We start from the raw sequence: 19,327 nt of genomic DNA, 5'->3' as shown, positions 1-19,327 counted from the left end.
ACTAGTACCCTATTTCCATCAAAACCCCAATTTGGTCATAAGAAACTTTATAATTGTCAGTGACTATATCCGTAATATGAAATGCAGAAATGGAACCACCATCTTCATCCTTTAGTTTAAAGTGCATTTCACCATCGCGTTCCAGTGATTCCAAGGATGTTGTTTTAATTTTATTCAAAAGCATTCGTCTTATGATGTAACCTGCTCGTCGATGAGCATTATCAATGTCTCCCATCGCTGACCATAGCTCTAGTGCCCGCTCCTCAATCCCAGCAAATGAAAGGACCGCAAAAAAATCTTCAAACTTTCGCGGCCTAATGCACTTAGATGAGAGCCAATAATGTATGTTGGCTGGGCGCACCTGAGCTGATCCTTGCGATTCTAAATCAACGCTAATATACTTCGATAGCTCCCACCTGCTCTCAACTCCATATTTTTCAATTGCATTAGATACTATTTTTTTCTTCCATTCAGATTGCTCAGATCGACGTATGCTATACATTTCACCCATAATTCGATCAGCAAGCATTGCGACATAATCCCCACCCCCAGATGTTCGTAGAACTATATAATCACCTGACTTCAATTCACTTGCCGGGACGTGCTTTATTATGGGTTTCTCTATTTCAGACGTATCAATAACAAGCGATGAGTGACCACTATCAGTTGCAATGAAAACTGCTCGCCATCCGTTCAGATAACACAAACAAGCCGGTACGACTTCGTCATCGTCTCCTAAATTCTCCTTAAAGAATTGAGTGATACCACGACAAGGTGGAAAAGGAGGAATTACATCTTCAGGTAGTAAACTATTATGAGGCTTTTCAACTATATCTGAACCACTAATAACAACAGGCATCTTTCCAACATTGTGACTACGAATATTTCCACTAGCACTATCAGAGCCATGTAGAAATAGAGGAGCCGGCTCCCAAGAATCCTTAATCCAACTTGGCACTATTACATGAATAAAATCGGCACATGGCGCTAAAAAAATGTGTTCAGGGAACCAACCACATGGACCAATAACAACTAACGTACTGTAAAGAAACTTATTACGAAGCTGCGATGTGCTTGCAACAATAGCATTTTTGAAAGCCTCGGTTTCGTTTAGGTAATTTATGACCTCACCATTGATGCGAGAATTACTGTGAGTCAGACCAAACTGCTTACTTTCATAAGAAATTTTCTCAAGAGGCTCAAGAAACGGAGATTTATAATCGATACTCAAGCTATCCAACTGTTTAATAACAACTTCAAACTCTTCATACATATCAGGATACTTCTGCTTACAGAGGGCTCTCTTCTTATATATTTCTGACCAATCAATCCTTAAGGCCTTTGACGCAATACGAAAGGGCAATGGTGTAGAACATAAAGCAAACCCAAGCTGGCGTATAGGACCGAGAGTTTGTCGCCAAAATTCATCTGCTATTTCATCCCCTAGCGAATTAATAAAATTTCGCAACAAAAAAGAAAAGTCTGCTAAAGCTGCATGATTTACTCTATGGCGAATTATTTTGCACTTAGAAATATTTTCGTAGACATCAGTAGCGCCTATAACATCAAGATGTGTCATTTAACTTTCTCCCTAAATGCGACAACTTCCACACCAGGAGGGGGATTGCACTCAGGAAGTGCCATTTCACTGCTGCTACTATTTTGAGATATTCTCGAATTAATAGCCCCAATTGCATCATTAAAATTATTATCAGCACGATCAAGAATGACAACTTGATTACAGCCACTTAAACTACTACTCAAATTCAAAAAACCAAGTGCGCCATCAAAGACAGTAGTCATTTTCATGTTTAACACTTCTTTATTAAAAGAGTCGGTCGGTAACAGCATTGATCGATGTAGCTGAGTGGCGGTACTAAACTGATCAATTCGGAGAATGTCTTGCAAGCTTCCTGAAATATAGTGTTTTCCATTTACATAGAAATCTAAAGGCGTCTTACATACTTCATTCTCAAGCCTTTTTTTAGATCCAATAATCTTACAAGAGGGCTTCCCGAACGCTTTTATACCAGAGTCTTCATCCTTCCAGAAAAGAAAGTTAATGAGTTCGTTCTTTAAATCAGAATTTGTTTTTTTTTGCTTGGATGGCAGTTCCCCCGAGTGTTTAGAAAATTGCACTCGATAGGAATTATTTTTGTCAACAAGATGGGTTAGCGACCCACCTTTTTCAGACTGAACCTGAACTCTAAGGTACAATAGACCATGATATTTTTCAGAACCTTTCAGGACCCCTTTCATACCTTTTCTTTCACTCTGAAAGTATAGAACCGGCGTTCCGGAAGGGGCGCCTGCTAAAACCTCAAAATGATCACCTTTTGACAAGGGATAAAATTGGCTTTGAGAATTATTAATTACCGACCCCAAACAAGTTAACGCAGCCCCAAATGCCCTTGTTGGAACTATGATAGCAATAACATTAGTATATGATTCATGGATATTTGAGGGTAAATCAATATGCTTGCCAACTCTAACAAAATATTCTGCCCAGGAAGGTAGAGTCACCCATCTTCCGAATTTGTCAAAATGCAGTTCAATCGACGAAGTAAAATCCATTTTATTTCCAAAGAAATTTTCTCATAAAAGGTCACTTGGCTATTGTCTATTTAAAGATAAATTAACTTATAGAGAACATTCTATTTAGAAAGTTAAACCAAAAATGAAAAGAGTGGAACCCTGCTAGAAATAGCTAGATTTCAAACCCATGAATACTGCCGAAATTGAAGCATCACCATAGACGGCTTCGACTTACTTATGCATGGATATCCTCGTGGTAGATTTGTCATTCAGCGAACGTATTCTGTAGCAGCCTCATTACAATTAACTTTTCTATACAACCATTTATAGTTATGTGATTTTTGCTTAAAATTTTTTATTTTCCAAATACTCAACAGAGTCAGAGTTACTGCTAGTACTCTAAAACCATCCATTACGCATAGAGATGATGGAATGCCGATGAAAAACCTTATTTCGATTGTGACTATGATTAAGAAAATTAGCGGTTCTTTCCCCACTATTGGAACCGCAACACGCTACCGCCCAGCCGGATACAGAGCACACCAAAAGCTTCAGTTGTCGGATGTTCGCTAGTACATAGCCAGGATGGCGCTTTTCTGTGATTGAGTTCAAGCCTAAGAGGCGCGTTTGTGTCCGCTTTTGAGATGATATGCGACTGGACTAGCAGATCAGCGGTGCGCGGCCCAAATCATTAGTGCCGATTTGTCGAACCCGACTGGTTTGGTGGATGGGCTCGATAGGAGGTTTCGGGCCGGCGGCGGGCAGGATTCGGCCCATCCTTGGGCCTCACCCCCTGCGGGGGCGCTTGCAGAGCAAGCGTCCAAATCGGCTGTCCTGCCGATTTGTCGAACCCGACGCTTTAGCGAACGATCCCCGCGTTTCATGAACACAAAAAAAAAAGGGCCCACCTTTTGGGGCGGGCCCTTTTTTTTGTGTTGGTGGAGGCGGCGGGGATCGAACCCGCGTCCGCAAGTCCTCCATTCTCGGTCCTACATGCTTAGTCTCTTCTTTAATTTACCCTTGCCGTTACCGAAGGACAGGTGCGACTCGGGGAGCCTGGGATGTTTGTTTAACAGCTCCGGCCCAGACAACCTTCACTGCGATCCTGAATTTTTGACAGTCAGTTGAGCCGTTCAGGCACAGCCCAGTGACTGCCGGACCGGTTAAGGGGTCCAGTTTTGAAGGATTAGGCTGCTAGAGCGTAACCTTCGTAGTTGTCATCGTTTGCAACTATGAGTTTGCAGCTTTGGTTTAACGAGATTCGCTACCATCTCGGCATGCACCTTGAACTTTGTAACCCGCGTCGAAGCCATGTCGCCCCCGAAAACGGTTCACCGAAAGTTCCGGTGGTGTCGGCTTAATGCTGCCGACGGTCGCGGATTTCAAGGGTTTGGTTACCCTGGAAAGCGCGAGGTGGCGCAGTCTAGCACGCCACTTTCTTTCAAAACACCCATCTTTCAACACACCTATCATTACACAGCCAAAGCAGGCCGCGTTGGCGGAATCAGGTGTTGTAGGCTTTCATCACCCGTTCTTTCTGACGGTTCCAGTCGCGCTCTTTCATGGTGGCGCGCTTGTCGTGGAGTTTCTTGCCTTTCACCAGGGCGATGTCGGCTTTCACTTTGTTGCGCTTCCAGAACAGTGACAGGCACACCACGGTGTAACCCTGCTGTTCGGACTGGCCTCTCAGCTTGTCGATTTCACGGCGGTGCATCAGCAGTTTGCGGGTGCGCGTTGGATCCGCGATCACGTGAGTGGAGGCGGTGTTCAGCGGCGTGAAGTGGGCACCAATCAGCCAGGCTTCGTCGTCTTTGAAGATGACGTAGCTGTCGACCAGTTGCGCTTTGCCTTCGCGCAGGCTTTTCACTTCCCAGCCCATCAGTTGCAGGCCCGCATCGACTTTTTCGGCGATCTCGTAGTCGTGGCGTGCCTTCTTGTTCTGGGCAATGGTACTGCTGCCGGGTTGCGGCTTTTTCTTGGCTTTACTCATAACCGTCCATTATACAGGCCCTGATGCCGCCAGGGCTATAAGGCGCAACACTGTCTTCGCGCATTTGCTGGGCCCAAACGCAGCGATTCAGCCACAACTTGAGGCACAATAAGCAGCGACTGCGGGAGGTGCGCTATGTTGTTCGGGTTTCTCATACTGATGGTTTACTGGCTGGCCGGTGAGCTGATTACCGCAGCCATTGGCTGGCCGGTGCCGGGCAATGTGGTTGGGCTCTTGCTGTTGTGGATCAGCCTGACGATTTATCGCCGTGTGCCCGAAGGCCTGGCCGATGCCAGCCGTTCGCTGATCCGTTACCTCACCTTGCTGTTTGTGCCCGCCGGGGTCGGCCTGATTCAACATTGGGACCGGCTGATGAGCAACGGCCTGTGGATGATTCTGATCATCACCATCAGCACGGTGGCGGCTGCCTTGGTGATGATCGGGCTGTTTAAACTGCTGAAGGCACCCGGCGCATGATTGCTTCTATTCAAACCTTGCTGGCCATCAGTATGACCGTGGGCGTCTATCTGGCGGCTGAGCAGTTGTATATCAAGGCCGGGCGCAATGCTCTGCTGCATCCGGTCATTATCAGTATTTTCAGTTTGATGGGTGCTATCACCCTGCTCGGCTGGGATTACCCCCAGTACCAGCAGGACACCCGTTTTATTCATTTTCTGCTCGGCCCGGCTACGGTTGCCCTGGCAGTGCCGTTGCACGAGAACATGGCGCTGATTCGCAAGATGGCAGTGCCGTTATTGCTGGCCTGTTTCAGCGGTGCTTTGGTGGCGTCGGCCAGTGCGGTGGTGTTGGCGTGGTGGATAACCGGCGATGAAGTGCTGGCGCTCAGTATGAGCGCTAAGTCGATCACCACGCCCATCGCCATCGGTATGGCCGACAGCCTGGGCGGCAGCGGCTCGCTGGCGGCCGGTTTGGTGTTGCTGGCCGGTGCCGTTGGCACCCTGATTCTGCCGGCGCTGATGCGGCTGTGCCGTCTGCACGACCATGCCTTATATGGCTTTGTGCTGGGGGTAACCGCGCATGGTTTTGGCACCGCTCAGGCGTTCGAAAAGTCGATTACCTGCGGTGCCTTTGCTGGCCTGGCGATGAGTTTAACCGGGGTGATTACCGCCTTTCTGGTGCCGCCGTTGGTGCCGTTCTGGCTGCTGTGACTCTGCGTTATTAAGACAGCGCACGCAGCATTAAACCAGCGCGCTGGCCGACCGGTACTTTGGGGTTCGGGAAGACGATGCATTCGGGTTGTTCACCGACCCGGTATTCACGTTCGCCATCGCGCCAAATCAAAGTGCCCGGTTCATATTCGGTGAAGTTCAGCGCATCGTCGGGCACAAAAAACTCCCACTGATCGCTGGTCACTTCAATAGAGTGACACACCTCGAATTGCGTAACCGGCCGCTTGGGTTCGGCTGGCAATGGTTCACCGGCAATCAATTCGCGCAGCGCATAGTCGATACCGCTGTAACGCTTTAAATCGTTCTCGCCAAAGGGCTTCACCTGACCCAGTTCCAGCGTGAAACTCTCGGCGCCGTATTTCAGTGATGAGAAGGATGAAAAGGTATTGCCCTCTTCGTTCTGCAACAGCACGGTTTCAATATCCGAACGCGACAAAAAAGCCTGCTGATTCGCTGGCAGGGTTCGGCCTGGCACGAAAGGATAAACCGCAAAGCGTTCGCGTTGGCTGCCGCGAATGGCGGTGTGCAAATCGTAGTGATAACGCTGCTTTACCGTGACCGGTTCGCTGGCGTAAAAGTTAGCGACAAAGGCTTCAAGTTTCGCCGCCCGTTTTACTTCTTTTAAGCCGGTGTCGTACTGCTGCCAATCGCCGGCAAAAAGCCGGTTCATATTCACATCGGTAAAACGTTTGGCTGCTTGCATCGCCCAGGGATTACCGAGAATAAAAAGCACTCGCTGGCCGACTTTCTGTTCTTCTTCGAGTACATCGCGGACGATGTCGCGGACTATTTCAATCGGCGCGGTTTCATTGCCGTGCACACCACAGGAAATTACCAAAGAGGTATCGCAGGCGGTGTTGGGTTCAACGCGCAATACGCCGCTGTCGAGCAGCGCTACCTCGGTGCCGGCGCTGAGAATTTCGAAATTGGCATTGACCTCAGCATCGGCGGTCGCCAGGCAATGTTCCAGAAAATTTTCGTAGGAACCGAACACAATTGACCTCTATTAAAAAAGGCCGCGATGCGGCCTGTCTGTCGTTACCCTTAACGCGGCCGTAAATGACCGAGCAAGCGTTTTTCCAACTGCTTGAAGAAATAGAAGATGGTGAACGTCAGGCACAGATAAATCAGCGCAACAAAGATGTACGCCTGGAAGGGTGCGTAAAAGCGCGCATAAATATCGCGGGCGGCACCGGTCAGGTCGATGATGGTCACCGTCGAGGCGATGGCGCTGGAGTGCAGCATAAACACCACCTCGTTACTGTAAGCCGGAATCGCACGGCGGAACGCACTGGGCAAAACGATGCGCCGCATGCGCTTGGCCGAACTCATGCCGTAGGCCTTGGCTGCTTCAATTTCACCACGCGGCGTGGCTTCGATGGCGCCACGGAAAATCTCGGTGGTATAGGCGGCGGTGTTGAGCGTGAAGGCGATCAGACAAGGATAAAAAGCGCGTTCGAAAATCACCCAGAATACCGACTCCTGTATGCCGTCAATCAAGGTCACGCCGTAGTAAATCATATAGAGCTGAATCAACAGTGGCGTGCCGCGAAACACATAGGTGAAACACCACACCGGCCAGTTGATCCACCATTTTTTTGAGGTGCGCATAATGGCCAGCGGTACCGCCAGACACAAACCTATGATCAGCGACAGAAACACCAGTTGAACGGTATTAACCAAACCATCCCAATAATGTTCCAGGGTGGTGGGTGTGAATATTTTGAAGTACTCAAGCAATGCATCCAGAAATTCCATCGATCAGCCCTCCACCACGCCGACGCTGTAGCGGCGTTTTAGTTGAAGGAAGACCCATTCCGATACAGAGGTCAAGGCGAGATAGACCAGAGCAACCGGCACAAAAAAGATGAAGGGTTCGCGGACCGTTTTGGCTGCTGCGGTGGCCAGGTTCACCATGTCCGCCAGGCCAATCACGCTGACCAGAGCCGTGGTTTTTAACAGCACCTGCCAGTTATTGCCCAGGCCCGGCAAAGCGTGGCGCATCATCTGCGGAAACATGATGCGACTGAAGACCTGCCATCCGGTCATACCGTAGGCTTTGCCGGCTTCAATCTGACCGTTTTCCACGGCCATAAAAGCACCGCGGAAGGTTTCACTCATATAGGCACCAAAAATAAAACCGATGGTGGCAACGCCGGCGACGAAGGGATTGACCTGGAAGAAAATATCTAATTGGCCACCACTGATTTCGTAAACCCAATCAGACAGGGCGTTAATGCCGATCTGGCCGCCGAAATAAATCAGCATCATCAACACCAGATCGGGGACACCGCGAATAACGGTGGTGTAGAGCGTCGACAACCAACGCAGGGGTCGCTTTGCCGAGAGCTTTCCGCTCGCGCCCAGCAACCCCAAAATAACGGCGATCAATAAGGATAGAAACGCCAACTCAATGGTCAGAATGGCGCCTTTGAAGATGGACGGGCCATAACCGTGTAGATCCAGCATAGTGTGTGCTCTGTGGTCTCAGTGTCGGGCTTAATTTTTGTTATTCAGGCCCGATAAAAAACGAGTCGGCTTGCGTTTGGTATTCATCCACGCCAAACGTAAACCGGCTAAGGGCCCGGCATCCGGCCAGGCCCTCTTCCAAGCTAGCGCTTAGATTTTGATGTTGGAGTCGAAGTATTTCTCCATGATGGCGTCATAGGTGCCATCGTTTTTGAACTTCTCCAGTGCTTCGCTGACGGCTTCTTCCAGCGCAGTATCACGCTTGCGGAATGCAGCACCAACGCCTTCGCCGAGGATGCTGGCCGGCTCGGAGAAGTCTTCGCTGACCTGGCTGATGCCATCGGTGCCTTCAAGCAGACCTTGACCGGCCAGGACGTCGATGAACATGGCATCCAGACGGCCGCCTTCGAGGTCAACCAAAACATCATCAGCCGTGGTGTAGCGAACGATTTCAGCGTCGCCGTGCAATTCCGTCAGGTAGGTGTCCTGAATGGTGGCGCGCTGTACACCGATGCGAGTGCCGGCGGTGTTTTCAGCATCGAAACCATTGCCATCAACCGCAAAGAAAGCGGACGGCGTGGTGTAGTACGGATCGGAGAACAGAACGCGCTCGGCACGCTCAGGGTTAATCGACATGGACGAGAAGATCATGTCGTATTTACGCGCCAGCAGGCCCGGAATAATACCGTCCCAGGCTTGAATAACCCATTCGCAATCCTGACCGGTGATTTCGTTGCACACAGCGTTGCCCAGTTCGATTTCGAAACCAGTCAGCTCACCGTTGGTATCGCGGTATTCGAACGGCGGATAAGGCGCATCCACACCCACACGAATCACGTCGTAATCTTCTGCAAATACCGTTGTGCTCAGGGCCAGCATAGCGGCCACTGTCATCAGTGCTTTTTTCATTCTCGTTGACTCCAGTTGTTATCATTCGGTCAGTGATGGCTGACCTTCGTCGTTAAAACAAAACGCCTTGTGGGCGCTTGCGCTCTCTCGGTTTACGGCTGTTATTCACCCATCCGCACAGGACAGGCCTAGCCCTTCGATTGCTGAGCTGAAGTGGCTCAGTAACTCGGGGATATAAACTGTTTGAAGCGTTCGGATTTGGGGTTCTTGAAGACTTCCTGCGGATCGCCCTCTTCTTCAATCCGGCCCTGGTGCAAAAACATCACCTTATTCGACACATCCCGGGCGAAGGCCATTTCATGGGTCACCACCACCATGGTGCGACCTTCCTCAGCCAAACCACGCATCACCTTGAGCACTTCACCGACCAACTCAGGGTCGAGTGCCGAGGTGGGTTCATCAAACAGCATCACTTCGGGGTTCATCGCCAGCGCCCGGGCGATGGCGGCACGTTGCTGCTGACCACCAGACATATGGGCTGGATAATAATCGCGGCGGTCATAAAGACCGACCCGATTCAGATGTTCTTCAGCGCGCGCCGTGGCTTCAGCGCGGCTGACGCCGAGCACATGAATCGGCGCTTCAACAATATTCTGCATAACGGTCATATGTGACCAGAGATTAAAACTCTGAAACACCATCGACAGCTGTGAGCGGATGCGTTCAACCTGGCGGATATCAGCCGGTTCGCGCAGACCGTGACGATTGGTTTTGAAACGGACGCTGTCACCATGAACCCGCAACTCGCCGGAAGTGGGGATTTCCAGCATGTTCATACAACGTAGAAACGTACTTTTACCGGAACCGGACGAGCCGATAACAGAGATAACGTCGCCCTTGTCCGCTTCCAATGAAATGCCTTTAAGGACTTCGACATCACCAAATTGCTTATGGATATCGGTGGCCAACAGCGGGGCGGTTGCCTGACCCATCTGATTCTCCTGGTCGGTCTCTCACTTGGACTGGCAAGGATCTGCTCGCCAGAAGGTCCTTCGAGAGAGGATGGTTTATTGTTCATTTCTGGCGCAAGGATAGTGCGCAAAGCCCCAGGTCGATGCAACACACTCTGGAGCCACCGCTTTTCATCATAGCGACGCCATCCGTTGGCCGCCCCGTTCGCCGGTTGTCCAAGGCGGGCCAAGCAACTCTTAAGCCAGATTCGAATTTCTAGCATAATTAACTGCACCGCTCCATTACTAAGCCACAGACAAGGCGCAGCTTTTACTGACAGAATCTTGTCAGACTCCAAAAGCGCTTCATTATTGCCCTGAACGAGCCTAATAACGGCGATCACTGGCCGCAGCAGTGCGTTTGCCCTATTGTGAGGCTTGTTTTATTCTCACGCACCAATTTGAACCAGTTATAAGCTTATAACACGCTAAAACGGCCCACTCATATGGTGGCCCTGTTTTTGCTGTTGGCTTTGGTTCATGGGCGCCGTCCTCACCGGGGTCCGACTTGCTCAAAGCCCATCGTGGGCTGTTCATCCATCTAGGAGAGTCATAATAATGAAAAAAGGCATACCCATTCTTGTGGTAGTCATCGCTATTCTGGCCGCCGCTGTTTGGTGGTTCAGCAGCTCTGACGACCAACAGGTCGCCGAAGCCACCACCTTTGTTTATTGCTCAGAAGCCAGTCCTGAAGGCTTTAACCCGGCGTTCTACACCTCCGGTACCACCTTCGATGCTGCTGGTCGCACCATGTTCAACCGTCTGGTTGAGTTCGAGCGCGGTGGTACCGCAGTCGTTCCGGGCCTGGCTGAAAGCTGGGACATTTCCGACGACGGCCTGACTTACACCTTCCACCTGCGTGAAGGCGTTAAGTTCCACACTAACCATGGTTTCGAGCCGAGCCGCGACTTCAACGCTGAAGACGTGCTGTGGAGCTTCAACCGTCAAATGGACGAAAGCCACCCGTACCACGGCGTGTCCAATCAGGATTACTCCTACTTCGGTTACATGGGCATGGCTGATGCCATCGAATCGCTGACCGCTCCGGACGACATGACTGTTGTCTTCCAACTGAGCGCTCCGAACGCGCCTTTCCTGGCCAACATGGCGATGGACTTCGCCTCCATCGGTTCGGCTGAATACGCCGACGCCATGATGGAAGCCGGTACGCCGGAACAGGTTGACCAACTGCCGATTGGCACCGGTCCGTTCATGCTGACCGATTACCAGCAAGACGCCGTTATCCGTTACACCGCCAACCCGACTTACTGGGAAGGCCCGGCTGAGATCGATCGTCTGGTGTTCTCCATCACTCCGGACGCCAGCGTGCGTTATGCCAAGCTGAAGTCAGGCGAGTGCCACCACATGGTATTCCCGAACCCGGCCGACATCGCTGAAATGCAGGACGACCCGAACATCAACGTCATGTCCGCTCCGGGCCTGAACGTGGGTTACCTGGCGTTCAACACCGAAAAACCGCCGTTCGACAACAAGCTGGTGCGTCAGGCTCTGAACATGGCCACCAACAAAGAGTCCATCCTGGAAGCGGTTTATCAGGGCGCTGGCGAAACTGCCAAGAACCCGATCCCGCCGACCATGTGGTCTTATAACGACGACGTTGTCGACTACGAATACGATCCGGAGCGCGCCCGTGAGTTGCTGGCTGAAGCCGGCTACCCGAACGGTTTCTCCACCGACATCTGGGCGATGCCGGTACAGCGTCCTTACAACCCCAACGCTCGCCGTATGGCGGAACTGATCCAGGCTGACTGGGCCGCTGTTGGTGTTGACGCTGAGATCGTTTCTTACGAATGGGGTGAATACCTCGACCGTACTTCCAATGGCGACCACCAAACCGCCATGCTGGGCTGGACAGGCGACAATGGTGATCCGGATAACTTCCTGAACACCCTGCTCGGCTGCCAGGCTGCGGCGACCGGTGGCAACATCGCATTCTGGTGCAACCAAGAGTTCAACACTCTGGTGAACGACGCTCTGCGTGTTGCTGATCCTGAACAACGCACTGCGCTGTACGAACAAGCTCAGTTGGTGTTCAAAGAAGAAGCGCCGTGGATCACCGTTGCTCACTCTGTTGTTTATGAGCCGATGAGCCCCGCTGTTCAGGGCTACAAGATGAGCCCGTTTGGCGTACACCGTTTCTATGGTGTGAGCCTGGCCGAGTCTGAATAAGACCGGTCAACAATAATGACAGACCTTCTCAGGGCGGCAGTTATACTGCCGCCCTTTCTCGTTTCAGGTTAGCCACATGCTGCATTTCTTTTTCCGACGCCTGGGGATGGTGATCCCAACCTTTATCGGGGTGTCTTTGTTCGCCTTCGCCCTGATCCACCTGATCCCTGGCGATGTCGTCACCATCATGGGTGGCGAACGCGGTGTTTCTCCCGAGAAACGCGCCGAACTGGAAGCCATGCTCGGCCTTAACAAGCCGCTCTGGCAACAGTACTTCATCTACATTGGTAACATCCTCCAGGGCGATCTGGGCACGTCCTATGTCACCGGCAAACCGGTGCTGAGTGAATTTATGGCCCGTTTTCCAGCCACACTGGAACTGACTTTCTGCGCTGGCGTCTTCGCTGTCGTCGTCGGCCTGACGCTGGGCATTCTGGCGGCCATCCGTCGCGGCGGCTGGCTCGACCATACGGTGATGACCATTTCTCTGGCCGGCTATTCGATGCCCATCTTCTGGTGGGGTCTGCTGCTGATTCTATTGTTCTCGGTCACCCTCGGCTGGACGCCGGTATCCGGTCGTATGGACGTGATGTTCTGGGTCGAGGACGTCACCGGCTTTATGTTGATCGACACTCTGTTATCGCCGGCCAAAGGGGCTTTCGCCTCGGCGCTGCAACATCTGCTGCTGCCGGCCATTGTGCTGGGCACCATTCCCATGGCGGTGATTGCGCGGATGACGCGTTCGTCCATGCTTGAAGTGCTCGGTGAAGACTACATCCGCACCGCCCGCGCCAAAGGCCTGAGCAAAGGCCGCATCGTTGCCAAACACGCCTTGCGCAATGCGCTGATTCCGGTGATCACGGTCATGGGTTTGCAGGTGGGTATGCTGCTCTCCGGCGCCATTCTGACCGAAACCATCTTCGCCTGGCCGGGCATCGGTAAATGGCTGATCGAAGCCATCAACCGACGCGATTACCCGATCGTTCAGGGCGGCCTGCTGTTGATCGCAACGCTGATCATTGTCATCAACCTGCTGGTTGATCTGATGTACGGCGTGGTCAACCCGCGCGTCCGCCACAGCAAATAAGGAGCCGGTCATGACCCAAACACTTGCTACCAAACCGGTTTCGCCGCTGGCCGAATTCTGGTCTTACTTTTCCAGCAACAGAGGTGCTCTGGCGGGCCTGGGATTTATCCTGGTCATTGTGCTGCTGGCGATCTTTGCCGACTTTGTGGCACCGCATCACCCGCACGAACAGTTCCGCGACTTTATTCTCACGCCCCCGTCCTGGACTGACGGCGGCACCAGCCAGTTTCTGCTCGGTACCGACGGCGTCGGCCGCGATATTCTGTCGCGCCTGATTCACGGCGCCCGTCTGTCGCTGCTGATCGGCCTGGTGATTGTCACCCTGTCGCTGGCCATGGGCATCTGCCTTGGCCTCGCGGCGGGTTTCTTCGGTGGCGCCATCGATAGCGCGGTGATGCGCGTCGCCGACGTGCTGCTGTCCATGCCGCCGCTGCTGTTGGCCATTGCCGTGGTTGCCATCCTTGGACCGAGCATCGTCAACTCCGGTCTGGCGCTGTCGCTGGTGTATCTGCCGCACTATGTCCGCTTAACGCGGGCGTCAGTGCTCAGTGAAATCAATAAGGATTATGTGGTGTCATCGCGCGTCGCCGGGGCATCGTCGTTGCGGCTGATGTTTATCACCATCCTGCCCAACTGCCTGGCACCCTTGATCGTTCAGGCCACGCTGGGCTTTTCCAACGCCATTCTCGATATGGCCGCACTCGGCTTCCTCGGTCTGGGCGCTCAGCCGCCGCTGCCGGAATGGGGCTCCATGCTGGCCACGGCGCGCGAATTTATCCAAAGCGCCTGGTGGGTTGTGACCTTCCCCGGCCTGGTGATTCTGCTGACGGTACTGGCATTCAATTTGATGGGCGATGGCTTGCGCGATGCCCTCGATCCCAAACTCAAACAATAGGAGACCGCAGTGACAGATCACGCTAACAACCTGCTGTCGGTCGATCAGCTCAGCGTTACCTTCGGCACCGGTAAGAAGCCTTTCACGGCGGTCGATCGCATCAGTTATCAGGTCGATGCGGGCGAAGTCGTCGGCATTGTCGGTGAGTCCGGCTCGGGCAAGAGTGTGTCGTCGTTGGCACTGATGGGCCTGATCGATTTTCCCGGCAAAGTGAGCGCCGAAGGCCTCAGCTTTAAAGGCACCAACCTGCTGACTCTGAGTGAAAAGCAGCGCCGCAAAATTACCGGCGCCGATATTTCGATGATCTTCCAGGACCCGATGACCTCGCTGAACCCGGCGTTCACCGTGGGCAATCAGATTATGGAAGCCATTGAAGTGCATCAGGGTGGCACCACGGCCGAGCGCCGCGAAAAAGCCATCGACCTGCTGCGCCAGGTCGGCATTCCGGCACCGGAAAGCCGCATCAACAACTTCCCGCATCAGCTCTCGGGCGGTATGAGCCAGCGCGTGATGATCGCCATGGCCATCGCCTGCGACCCCAAACTGCTGATCGCCGATGAACCAACCACCGCCTTGGATGTCACCATTCAGGCGCAGATCATCGAGCTGTTGCTGAAGTTGCAGCGCGAAAAACAGATGGGTCTGATCCTCATCACCCACGATCTGGCCTTGGTCGCAGAAGCGGCCGATCGCGTGGTGGTGATGTACGCCGGTCAGATTGTCGAAACGGGACCGGCCAGCGAAATCTTCAAGGCACCGCGGCATCCGTACACCCAGGCGCTGATGCGCTCCTTGCCCGAATCGGCCAGTGGCAGCGACCGCCTGCAAGCGCTGCCCGGTGTGGTACCCGGCGCCAACGACCGCCCCAGCGGCTGTCTGTTGAACCCGCGCTGCCCGTACGCCACCGAGCGTTGCCGCAACGAAGAACCTGGTTATGTTGGCCCCGAAGGTCGCCAGGCCAAGTGCTTCTTCCCATTGGATGATAACGGGAGGCCCGCCGCATGACGGACACCCAAAGCACCCGCCCCATCATGCAGGGGCTGGGTCTGAAACAGCATTACAGCGTCAGCCAGGGCGTGATGAAGCCCAAGGGCACCGTCAAGGCGCTCGATGGCGTCAACTTCTCGGTTGAAGCGGGCAAGACACTGGCCGTGGTCGGTGAATCCGGCTGCGGTAAATCGACGCTGGCACGCCTGCTGACGATGATCGAGACGCCGACCGAAGGCGCGCTGGAATTCGACGGCCAGGATCTGCTCAAGCTCGATAAAGCCCAACGCAAAGAACTGCGCCAGCGCATCCAGATCATCTTCCAGAACCCTTATGGCTCGCTGAACCCGCGTAAGAAAGTCGGCACCATTCTGGAAGAGCCACTGGTGATCAACACCCGGCTTAGCAAGGCTGAACGCAAGGAAAAAGCCATTGCTCTGCTGCAGAAAGTCGGTCTGCGTCCGGAACACTATGATCGCTATCCGCACATGTTTTCCGGCGGCCAGCGGCAGCGTATCGCCATTGCCCGTGGTTTGATGATGAACCCGAAAGTGGTGGTCGCCGACGAACCGGTATCCGCGCTCGATGTGTCGGTACAGGCGCAAGTGCTGAACCTGATGATGGATTTGCAGGATGAACTGGGCCTGGCCTATGTGTTTATCTCGCACGATCTTTCGGTGGTCGAACACATTGCCGATGAAGTGATGGTGATGTATCTGGGGAAAGTGGTGGAATACGGCTCGACCGAGCAGATTTTCGGTAACCCGCAGCACCCTTATACCCGAGCCTTGTTGTCGTCGACGCCGCGCATCGAACCGGAAAAACGCATCGACAAGATTCGCCTGACCGGTGAATTGCCGTCACCGCTGAACCCGCCATCAGGCTGCGCTTTCCACGGTCGCTGCCAGTTCGCCAATGAACGCTGCAGTGCGGAAACGCCGGTGCTGAAGGAGCAGAGTGACGCCTCGACCGTGGCCTGTTTTGGCGTGGATGAAGGGCGGTTGCCGTATTTGGCAAGCGCTTAACGCTGAACGGGAGCGGTGCACCGCTCCCGTTCAGCGTCTTCCGAGGAGCAATGCGCCTCTAGTCACACCTCCCAAACTCGCACGCCTGGGCTCTCGCCTGGCGTGCACCTGCCACATTCCCCTGCCCTGATCGAGCCTGAGCGATGGCGTGCCACAGCCGGGCGCTGCGTTCTTCGTTACCGGAATTGACGGTCAAACCGCGCAAGGCGATCTGTTCGGCGGCGGCAAAGCGGCCCTGGCCCAAACGAACCTCGGCGATTTCGGCGTACAAATCCGCTTCACGACTGTCCAAACGCAGGGCGCGCTCCAGCAAAGCAGCCGCTTTATCCCAGTCACGATTGGCCTGGGCGGCCTGCGCCTGGAGGCGCAGGTTATCGACCGCTGAGCGTGGTTGCGGCGCTGTGGGTTGTTCATCAAGATCTGGTGTCAGTCGTCGCTCCTGCTGGATCATGCGATCACTCGGACCGGGCTGGCTGACACAGCCAGCCAGCACCAGAACGGCCAGCAAAGACAGACGCATTAACTGAACAGACGTTCCCATATTGACGGTTTCTCCTCATCGCTTTCGCTCGGGTCGCTGCCGGGTACATCGGCATTGCAGCGACGCTGGGGTTCAGGCTCGGAGCCTTTAATAAACGCCAGGGAACGGGCCCCGTCACAACGTGCCGGTACCACGGCACCACGCTCATTGACGTGCAAATATTCCACTCGGGCCGGCTGACCCCGTCGCTCTTGCAACGGTGCCAGTTCGGTCATCAGTTCCGCCCAGATCGGCAAGGCACCGGACGAGCCAGTCAGGGCCATCGGCGCATTGTTATCGCGACCGACCCAAACCACCGCCTGGCGATCGCCACTGTAGCCGGCAAACCAGGCATCGCGGTTGTCGTCGGTGGTGCCGGTCTTGCCGGCCAGCCACCAGTTCTGCGGCAAGCGCCATTGCAACGACCGAGCGGTGCCGGTGAGGGTGACCTGATGCAAGGCATCCTGCAACAGGAACACCTGTTCCGGATCGAACCGCTGCTCGACGCTTAAATCAAAGCGCTGCAACACACCCTGTTGCGGATGCACCACGGCACGAATAGCGTTCAAGGGCGTATAGAAACCGTTGCCGGAAATGGTCTGATAGAACTGCGCCACCTGATAGGGCGACAAACCATGCGCGCCCAGCATCACCGACGGCACCGGCGGCGGGGCTTCATCGATGCCGAGTCGGTCGATCACATCGAACACCTTGGCCAGACCAACTTCCATACCGAGCCGCGCCGTCGCCTGGTTATAGCTGTTCGACAGCGCATCGACCAACAACGGCGAGCCGTGGCTTTCTTTATCGTAATTGCGCGGCTGCCAGAGTTTGCCGTCGGCGCCGGAGACGGTGACTTCGGCATCGCTGACCGGCGTTGCCAGCGTATAACCCTGCTCCAGGGCAGCCAGATAAACCGCGGGTTTCATCAAGGAGCCCACCGAGCGACGCGCATCCAAAGCGCGGTTAAAACCGGCGACTTCCGGACGGCGACCACCCAGCATGGCGAGCACATCACCGGTGGATGGACGCGATACCAGCGCCGCCGTCTCCAGGGCTTCACCCGGACCCGCGGCCGCTTCAATGGCCGGCAAACGTCGCTCAACCGCGCGCTCCAGGCCCGATTGCGCCAGAGGGTTCAGCGTGGTGAACACCGTCAGCCCTTCGGCCAGCAAGTCTTCTTTGCGATAGCCTTCGGCCAATTGCCGGCGCACCAGATCCATAAAGGCCGGATAGCTGGCCTGACCGGGCGCGGTGCTGATATCGAGCGGTTGATTGATCGCCTGCTGGTAATCGAGCTGCTCGATGATGCCGCTTTCATACCACAGTCGCAGCACCAGATTACGACGCTCTAAAGCGCGCTCGGGATTGCGTCTTGGGTTGTAATAGGACGGCCCCTTGATCAAGCCAACCAGCATCGCCTGCTGATGCAAATCCAAGGCGGGCAGTGGCGTGCCAAAGAAAAACTGCGCGCCCAGGCCAAAGCCATTGACCGAACGCTGTCCCTGCTGGCCGATATAAACCTCGTTCAAATAGGCCTCAAGGATGGTGGCTTTGTCGTAATGCCACTCCATCAACAACGCCATCAGCGCTTCGTTGCCTTTGCGCCACAAGGTTTGCTCCGGCGACAGATAGAGATTTTTGACCAGCTGCTGGGTCAGCGTACTGCCGCCCTGTTCGATGGAGCCGGAGGTCACATTGGCCCACAACGCACGCGCGATGCCGGTAATGGACACGCCGTGGTGTTCAAAGAAGTGACGATCTTCAACCACGATCAAGCCAGCCACCAGCGTCGGCGGCATCACCTGCAATGGCATCAGCAAACGATCTTCGCGATTGCCCGGATAGACCTGACCGATAAAGAGCGGATCCAATCGCGCCAGCAGAATCGGATCGTTACTGATATCGCGAATGCTGTGCAGCGAATCGCCGCTGAAATCCAGCACCAGAATGCGCGACGGCTCGACTTCATCCCAGAAATTAAACCCCCGGGTATGAACGCGTAAGGTCTGGCCGCTGCGCTGATAACGCCCGGGTTGATCGATGCGGCTGGAGGTGCGGTAACCCAGTTGCTCGAGCAACGCCTGCGCCTGGTCCGCACTGAGCGGCGCACCGGCGTAGAGTTCCTGAGCTTCACTGTAGACACGCGCCGGAATGGTGAAGCGCTGGCCTTCAAAGCGTTCGCGCACCACGGCATTGAGATAAAACATCCAGGCAATCAACACCGCCAGGCCAATCAGACAGGCCTGCAATATTCGCCAGCGCCAGCGACGCCAGCGGCTGTCGGGTGAAGATGACTTGGAAGATGAAGGACGACGGGGAGAGTTTCGATTCGGCATGGCGCGGCATTATAAGGCCGGCGTTATGACTTGTCTGCGACCTTCATCCAGGTGCTGTGGATCAAACAGCGCTACGGATCACAACTGACTGCGCTGCCGAACCATCGGTGTGCCGAACCATCGGTGTGCCGAATCATCGGTGTGCCGAAGCAGAGCTCTCACGGCCCAACACCGCTCGCTGATCAAGCATCACATCGACTGCATTGGTATTTATTAATGATACCTTTTAAATATTTTTTGA

Annotated in this window: 17 protein-coding genes and 1 other RNA gene; 7 read left to right on the top strand and 11 right to left on the bottom strand. The window is 54.1% G+C overall.

The annotated features are described in order from the left end of the window. Window position 1 precedes the first annotated feature (1 nt). From ABMA60_RS04325 to smpB, 4 genes are all read right to left on the bottom strand, one after another. Entirely contained in the window at window positions 2–1,579 is a 1,578-nt protein-coding gene (locus tag ABMA60_RS04325) for a hypothetical protein (RefSeq protein WP_392799239.1), read from the bottom strand. Next, window positions 1,576–2,574: a hypothetical protein gene (locus ABMA60_RS04320; protein ID WP_392799236.1), complete on the bottom strand. Its 999-nt coding sequence runs from the start codon at window positions 2,572–2,574 to the stop codon at window positions 1,576–1,578. The genes ABMA60_RS04325 and ABMA60_RS04320 overlap by 4 nt, the downstream gene beginning before the upstream one ends. 897 nt (window positions 2,575–3,471) lie before the next feature. Continuing rightward, window positions 3,472–3,857, bottom strand: a transfer-messenger RNA (tmRNA) gene (gene ssrA / locus ABMA60_RS04315). Window positions 3,858–4,039: 182 nt separating this feature from the next. Continuing rightward, complete coding sequence (gene smpB, locus ABMA60_RS04310; protein WP_392799233.1) at window positions 4,040–4,525, bottom strand: SsrA-binding protein SmpB; 486 nt, start codon at window positions 4,523–4,525, stop codon at window positions 4,040–4,042. A 135-nt stretch (window positions 4,526–4,660) separates the two neighbouring features. On the opposite strand from smpB, the gene ABMA60_RS04305 reads away from it, so the two are divergent. Further along, on the top strand, window positions 4,661–5,002 hold the full coding sequence (locus ABMA60_RS04305) for a CidA/LrgA family protein (RefSeq protein WP_392799230.1): 342 nt from the start codon (window positions 4,661–4,663) through the stop codon (window positions 5,000–5,002). Further along, window positions 4,999–5,694: an LrgB family protein gene (locus ABMA60_RS04300; protein ID WP_392799227.1), complete on the top strand. Its 696-nt coding sequence runs from the start codon at window positions 4,999–5,001 to the stop codon at window positions 5,692–5,694. The genes ABMA60_RS04305 and ABMA60_RS04300 overlap by 4 nt, the downstream gene beginning before the upstream one ends. Window positions 5,695–5,704: 10 nt before the next feature. Here the strand turns inward: ABMA60_RS04300 and astE are convergent, their stop codons facing one another. The 5 genes from astE to ABMA60_RS04275 form a co-directional block, all read right to left on the bottom strand. Beyond that, on the bottom strand, window positions 5,705–6,709 hold the full coding sequence (gene astE / locus ABMA60_RS04295) for a succinylglutamate desuccinylase (RefSeq protein WP_392799224.1): 1,005 nt from the start codon (window positions 6,707–6,709) through the stop codon (window positions 5,705–5,707). A 50-nt stretch (window positions 6,710–6,759) separates the two neighbouring features. Next, complete coding sequence (locus tag ABMA60_RS04290) at window positions 6,760–7,473, bottom strand: ABC transporter permease (RefSeq protein WP_392799221.1); 714 nt, start codon at window positions 7,471–7,473, stop codon at window positions 6,760–6,762. 3 nt (window positions 7,474–7,476) lie between these two features. After that, window positions 7,477–8,184 (bottom strand): ABC transporter permease, encoded by a 708-nt coding sequence (locus ABMA60_RS04285; RefSeq protein WP_392799218.1) that lies wholly within the window; start codon window positions 8,182–8,184, stop codon window positions 7,477–7,479. A 150-nt stretch (window positions 8,185–8,334) separates the two neighbouring features. Then, window positions 8,335–9,093, bottom strand: coding sequence for a transporter substrate-binding domain-containing protein (locus ABMA60_RS04280; protein ID WP_392799214.1), 759 nt, complete (start codon window positions 9,091–9,093; stop codon window positions 8,335–8,337). A 158-nt stretch (window positions 9,094–9,251) separates the two neighbouring features. Continuing rightward, window positions 9,252–10,025 carry an ABC transporter ATP-binding protein gene (locus ABMA60_RS04275; RefSeq protein WP_392799211.1) on the bottom strand — a complete coding sequence of 258 codons (774 nt, stop codon included), beginning with the start codon at window positions 10,023–10,025 and terminating at the stop codon, window positions 9,252–9,254. Window positions 10,026–10,601: 576 nt separating this feature from the next. Here ABMA60_RS04275 and ABMA60_RS04270 point away from each other — a divergent pair. The 5 genes from ABMA60_RS04270 to ABMA60_RS04250 all read left to right on the top strand — a co-directional run bounded on the left by ABMA60_RS04270 (window position 10,602) and on the right by ABMA60_RS04250 (window position 16,227). Continuing rightward, entirely contained in the window at window positions 10,602–12,233 is a 1,632-nt protein-coding gene (locus tag ABMA60_RS04270) for an ABC transporter substrate-binding protein (protein WP_392799208.1), read from the top strand. Window positions 12,234–12,309: 76 nt separating this feature from the next. Beyond that, window positions 12,310–13,320 (top strand): ABC transporter permease subunit, encoded by a 1,011-nt coding sequence (locus ABMA60_RS04265; protein ID WP_392799201.1) that lies wholly within the window; start codon window positions 12,310–12,312, stop codon window positions 13,318–13,320. A 10-nt stretch (window positions 13,321–13,330) separates the two neighbouring features. After that, window positions 13,331–14,215 carry a dipeptide ABC transporter permease DppC gene (gene dppC / locus ABMA60_RS04260; RefSeq protein WP_392799198.1) on the top strand — a complete coding sequence of 295 codons (885 nt, stop codon included), beginning with the start codon at window positions 13,331–13,333 and terminating at the stop codon, window positions 14,213–14,215. Between the two features lie 9 nt (window positions 14,216–14,224). Further along, on the top strand, window positions 14,225–15,220 hold the full coding sequence (gene dppD, locus ABMA60_RS04255; protein ID WP_392799195.1) for a dipeptide ABC transporter ATP-binding protein: 996 nt from the start codon (window positions 14,225–14,227) through the stop codon (window positions 15,218–15,220). Further along, the gene (locus tag ABMA60_RS04250) at window positions 15,217–16,227 is read left to right on the top strand and encodes a peptide ABC transporter ATP-binding protein (RefSeq protein ID WP_392799192.1); all 1,011 of its coding nucleotides are present in this window, start codon (window positions 15,217–15,219) and stop codon (window positions 16,225–16,227) included. Before dppD ends, ABMA60_RS04250 begins: the two co-directional genes overlap by 4 nt. Before the next feature lie 58 nt (window positions 16,228–16,285). Here ABMA60_RS04250 and ABMA60_RS04245 read toward each other — a convergent pair whose 3' ends face one another. Then, window positions 16,286–16,768: a tetratricopeptide repeat protein gene (locus tag ABMA60_RS04245; protein ID WP_392799189.1), complete on the bottom strand. Its 483-nt coding sequence runs from the start codon at window positions 16,766–16,768 to the stop codon at window positions 16,286–16,288. Beyond that, window positions 16,747–19,086: a penicillin-binding protein 1B gene (gene mrcB / locus ABMA60_RS04240; protein ID WP_392799187.1), complete on the bottom strand. Its 2,340-nt coding sequence runs from the start codon at window positions 19,084–19,086 to the stop codon at window positions 16,747–16,749. The genes ABMA60_RS04245 and mrcB overlap by 22 nt, the downstream gene beginning before the upstream one ends. Window positions 19,087–19,327: the final 241 nt, after the last annotated feature.

The organism is Saccharospirillum sp. HFRX-2 (assembly GCF_043196805.1).
Taxonomy (GTDB): domain Bacteria; phylum Pseudomonadota; class Gammaproteobacteria; order Pseudomonadales; family Natronospirillaceae; genus Saccharospirillum.
The sequence above is the reverse complement of the archived record's forward strand: the minus strand, read 5'-3'. Positions and strand labels throughout refer to the sequence as shown.

Coding starts and splice junctions, on each gene's coding strand:
- ABMA60_RS04325 (WP_392799239.1), bottom strand. CDS start 1,579: ATGACACATCTTGATGTTATAGGCGCTACTGATGTCTACGAAAATATT.
- ABMA60_RS04320 (WP_392799236.1), bottom strand. CDS start 2,574: ATGGATTTTACTTCGTCGATTGAACTGCATTTTGACAAATTCGGAAGA.
- smpB (WP_392799233.1), bottom strand. CDS start 4,525: ATGAGTAAAGCCAAGAAAAAGCCGCAACCCGGCAGCAGTACCATTGCC.
- ABMA60_RS04305 (WP_392799230.1), top strand. CDS start 4,661: ATGTTGTTCGGGTTTCTCATACTGATGGTTTACTGGCTGGCCGGTGAG.
- ABMA60_RS04300 (WP_392799227.1), top strand. CDS start 4,999: ATGATTGCTTCTATTCAAACCTTGCTGGCCATCAGTATGACCGTGGGC.
- ABMA60_RS04290 (WP_392799221.1), bottom strand. CDS start 7,473: ATGGAATTTCTGGATGCATTGCTTGAGTACTTCAAAATATTCACACCC.
- ABMA60_RS04285 (WP_392799218.1), bottom strand. CDS start 8,184: ATGCTGGATCTACACGGTTATGGCCCGTCCATCTTCAAAGGCGCCATT.
- ABMA60_RS04280 (WP_392799214.1), bottom strand. CDS start 9,093: ATGAAAAAAGCACTGATGACAGTGGCCGCTATGCTGGCCCTGAGCACA.
- ABMA60_RS04275 (WP_392799211.1), bottom strand. CDS start 10,025: ATGGGTCAGGCAACCGCCCCGCTGTTGGCCACCGATATCCATAAGCAA.
- ABMA60_RS04270 (WP_392799208.1), top strand. CDS start 10,602: ATGAAAAAAGGCATACCCATTCTTGTGGTAGTCATCGCTATTCTGGCC.
- ABMA60_RS04265 (WP_392799201.1), top strand. CDS start 12,310: ATGCTGCATTTCTTTTTCCGACGCCTGGGGATGGTGATCCCAACCTTT.
- dppC (WP_392799198.1), top strand. CDS start 13,331: ATGACCCAAACACTTGCTACCAAACCGGTTTCGCCGCTGGCCGAATTC.
- ABMA60_RS04250 (WP_392799192.1), top strand. CDS start 15,217: ATGACGGACACCCAAAGCACCCGCCCCATCATGCAGGGGCTGGGTCTG.
- ABMA60_RS04245 (WP_392799189.1), bottom strand. CDS start 16,768: ATGGGAACGTCTGTTCAGTTAATGCGTCTGTCTTTGCTGGCCGTTCTG.
- mrcB (WP_392799187.1), bottom strand. CDS start 19,086: ATGCCGAATCGAAACTCTCCCCGTCGTCCTTCATCTTCCAAGTCATCT.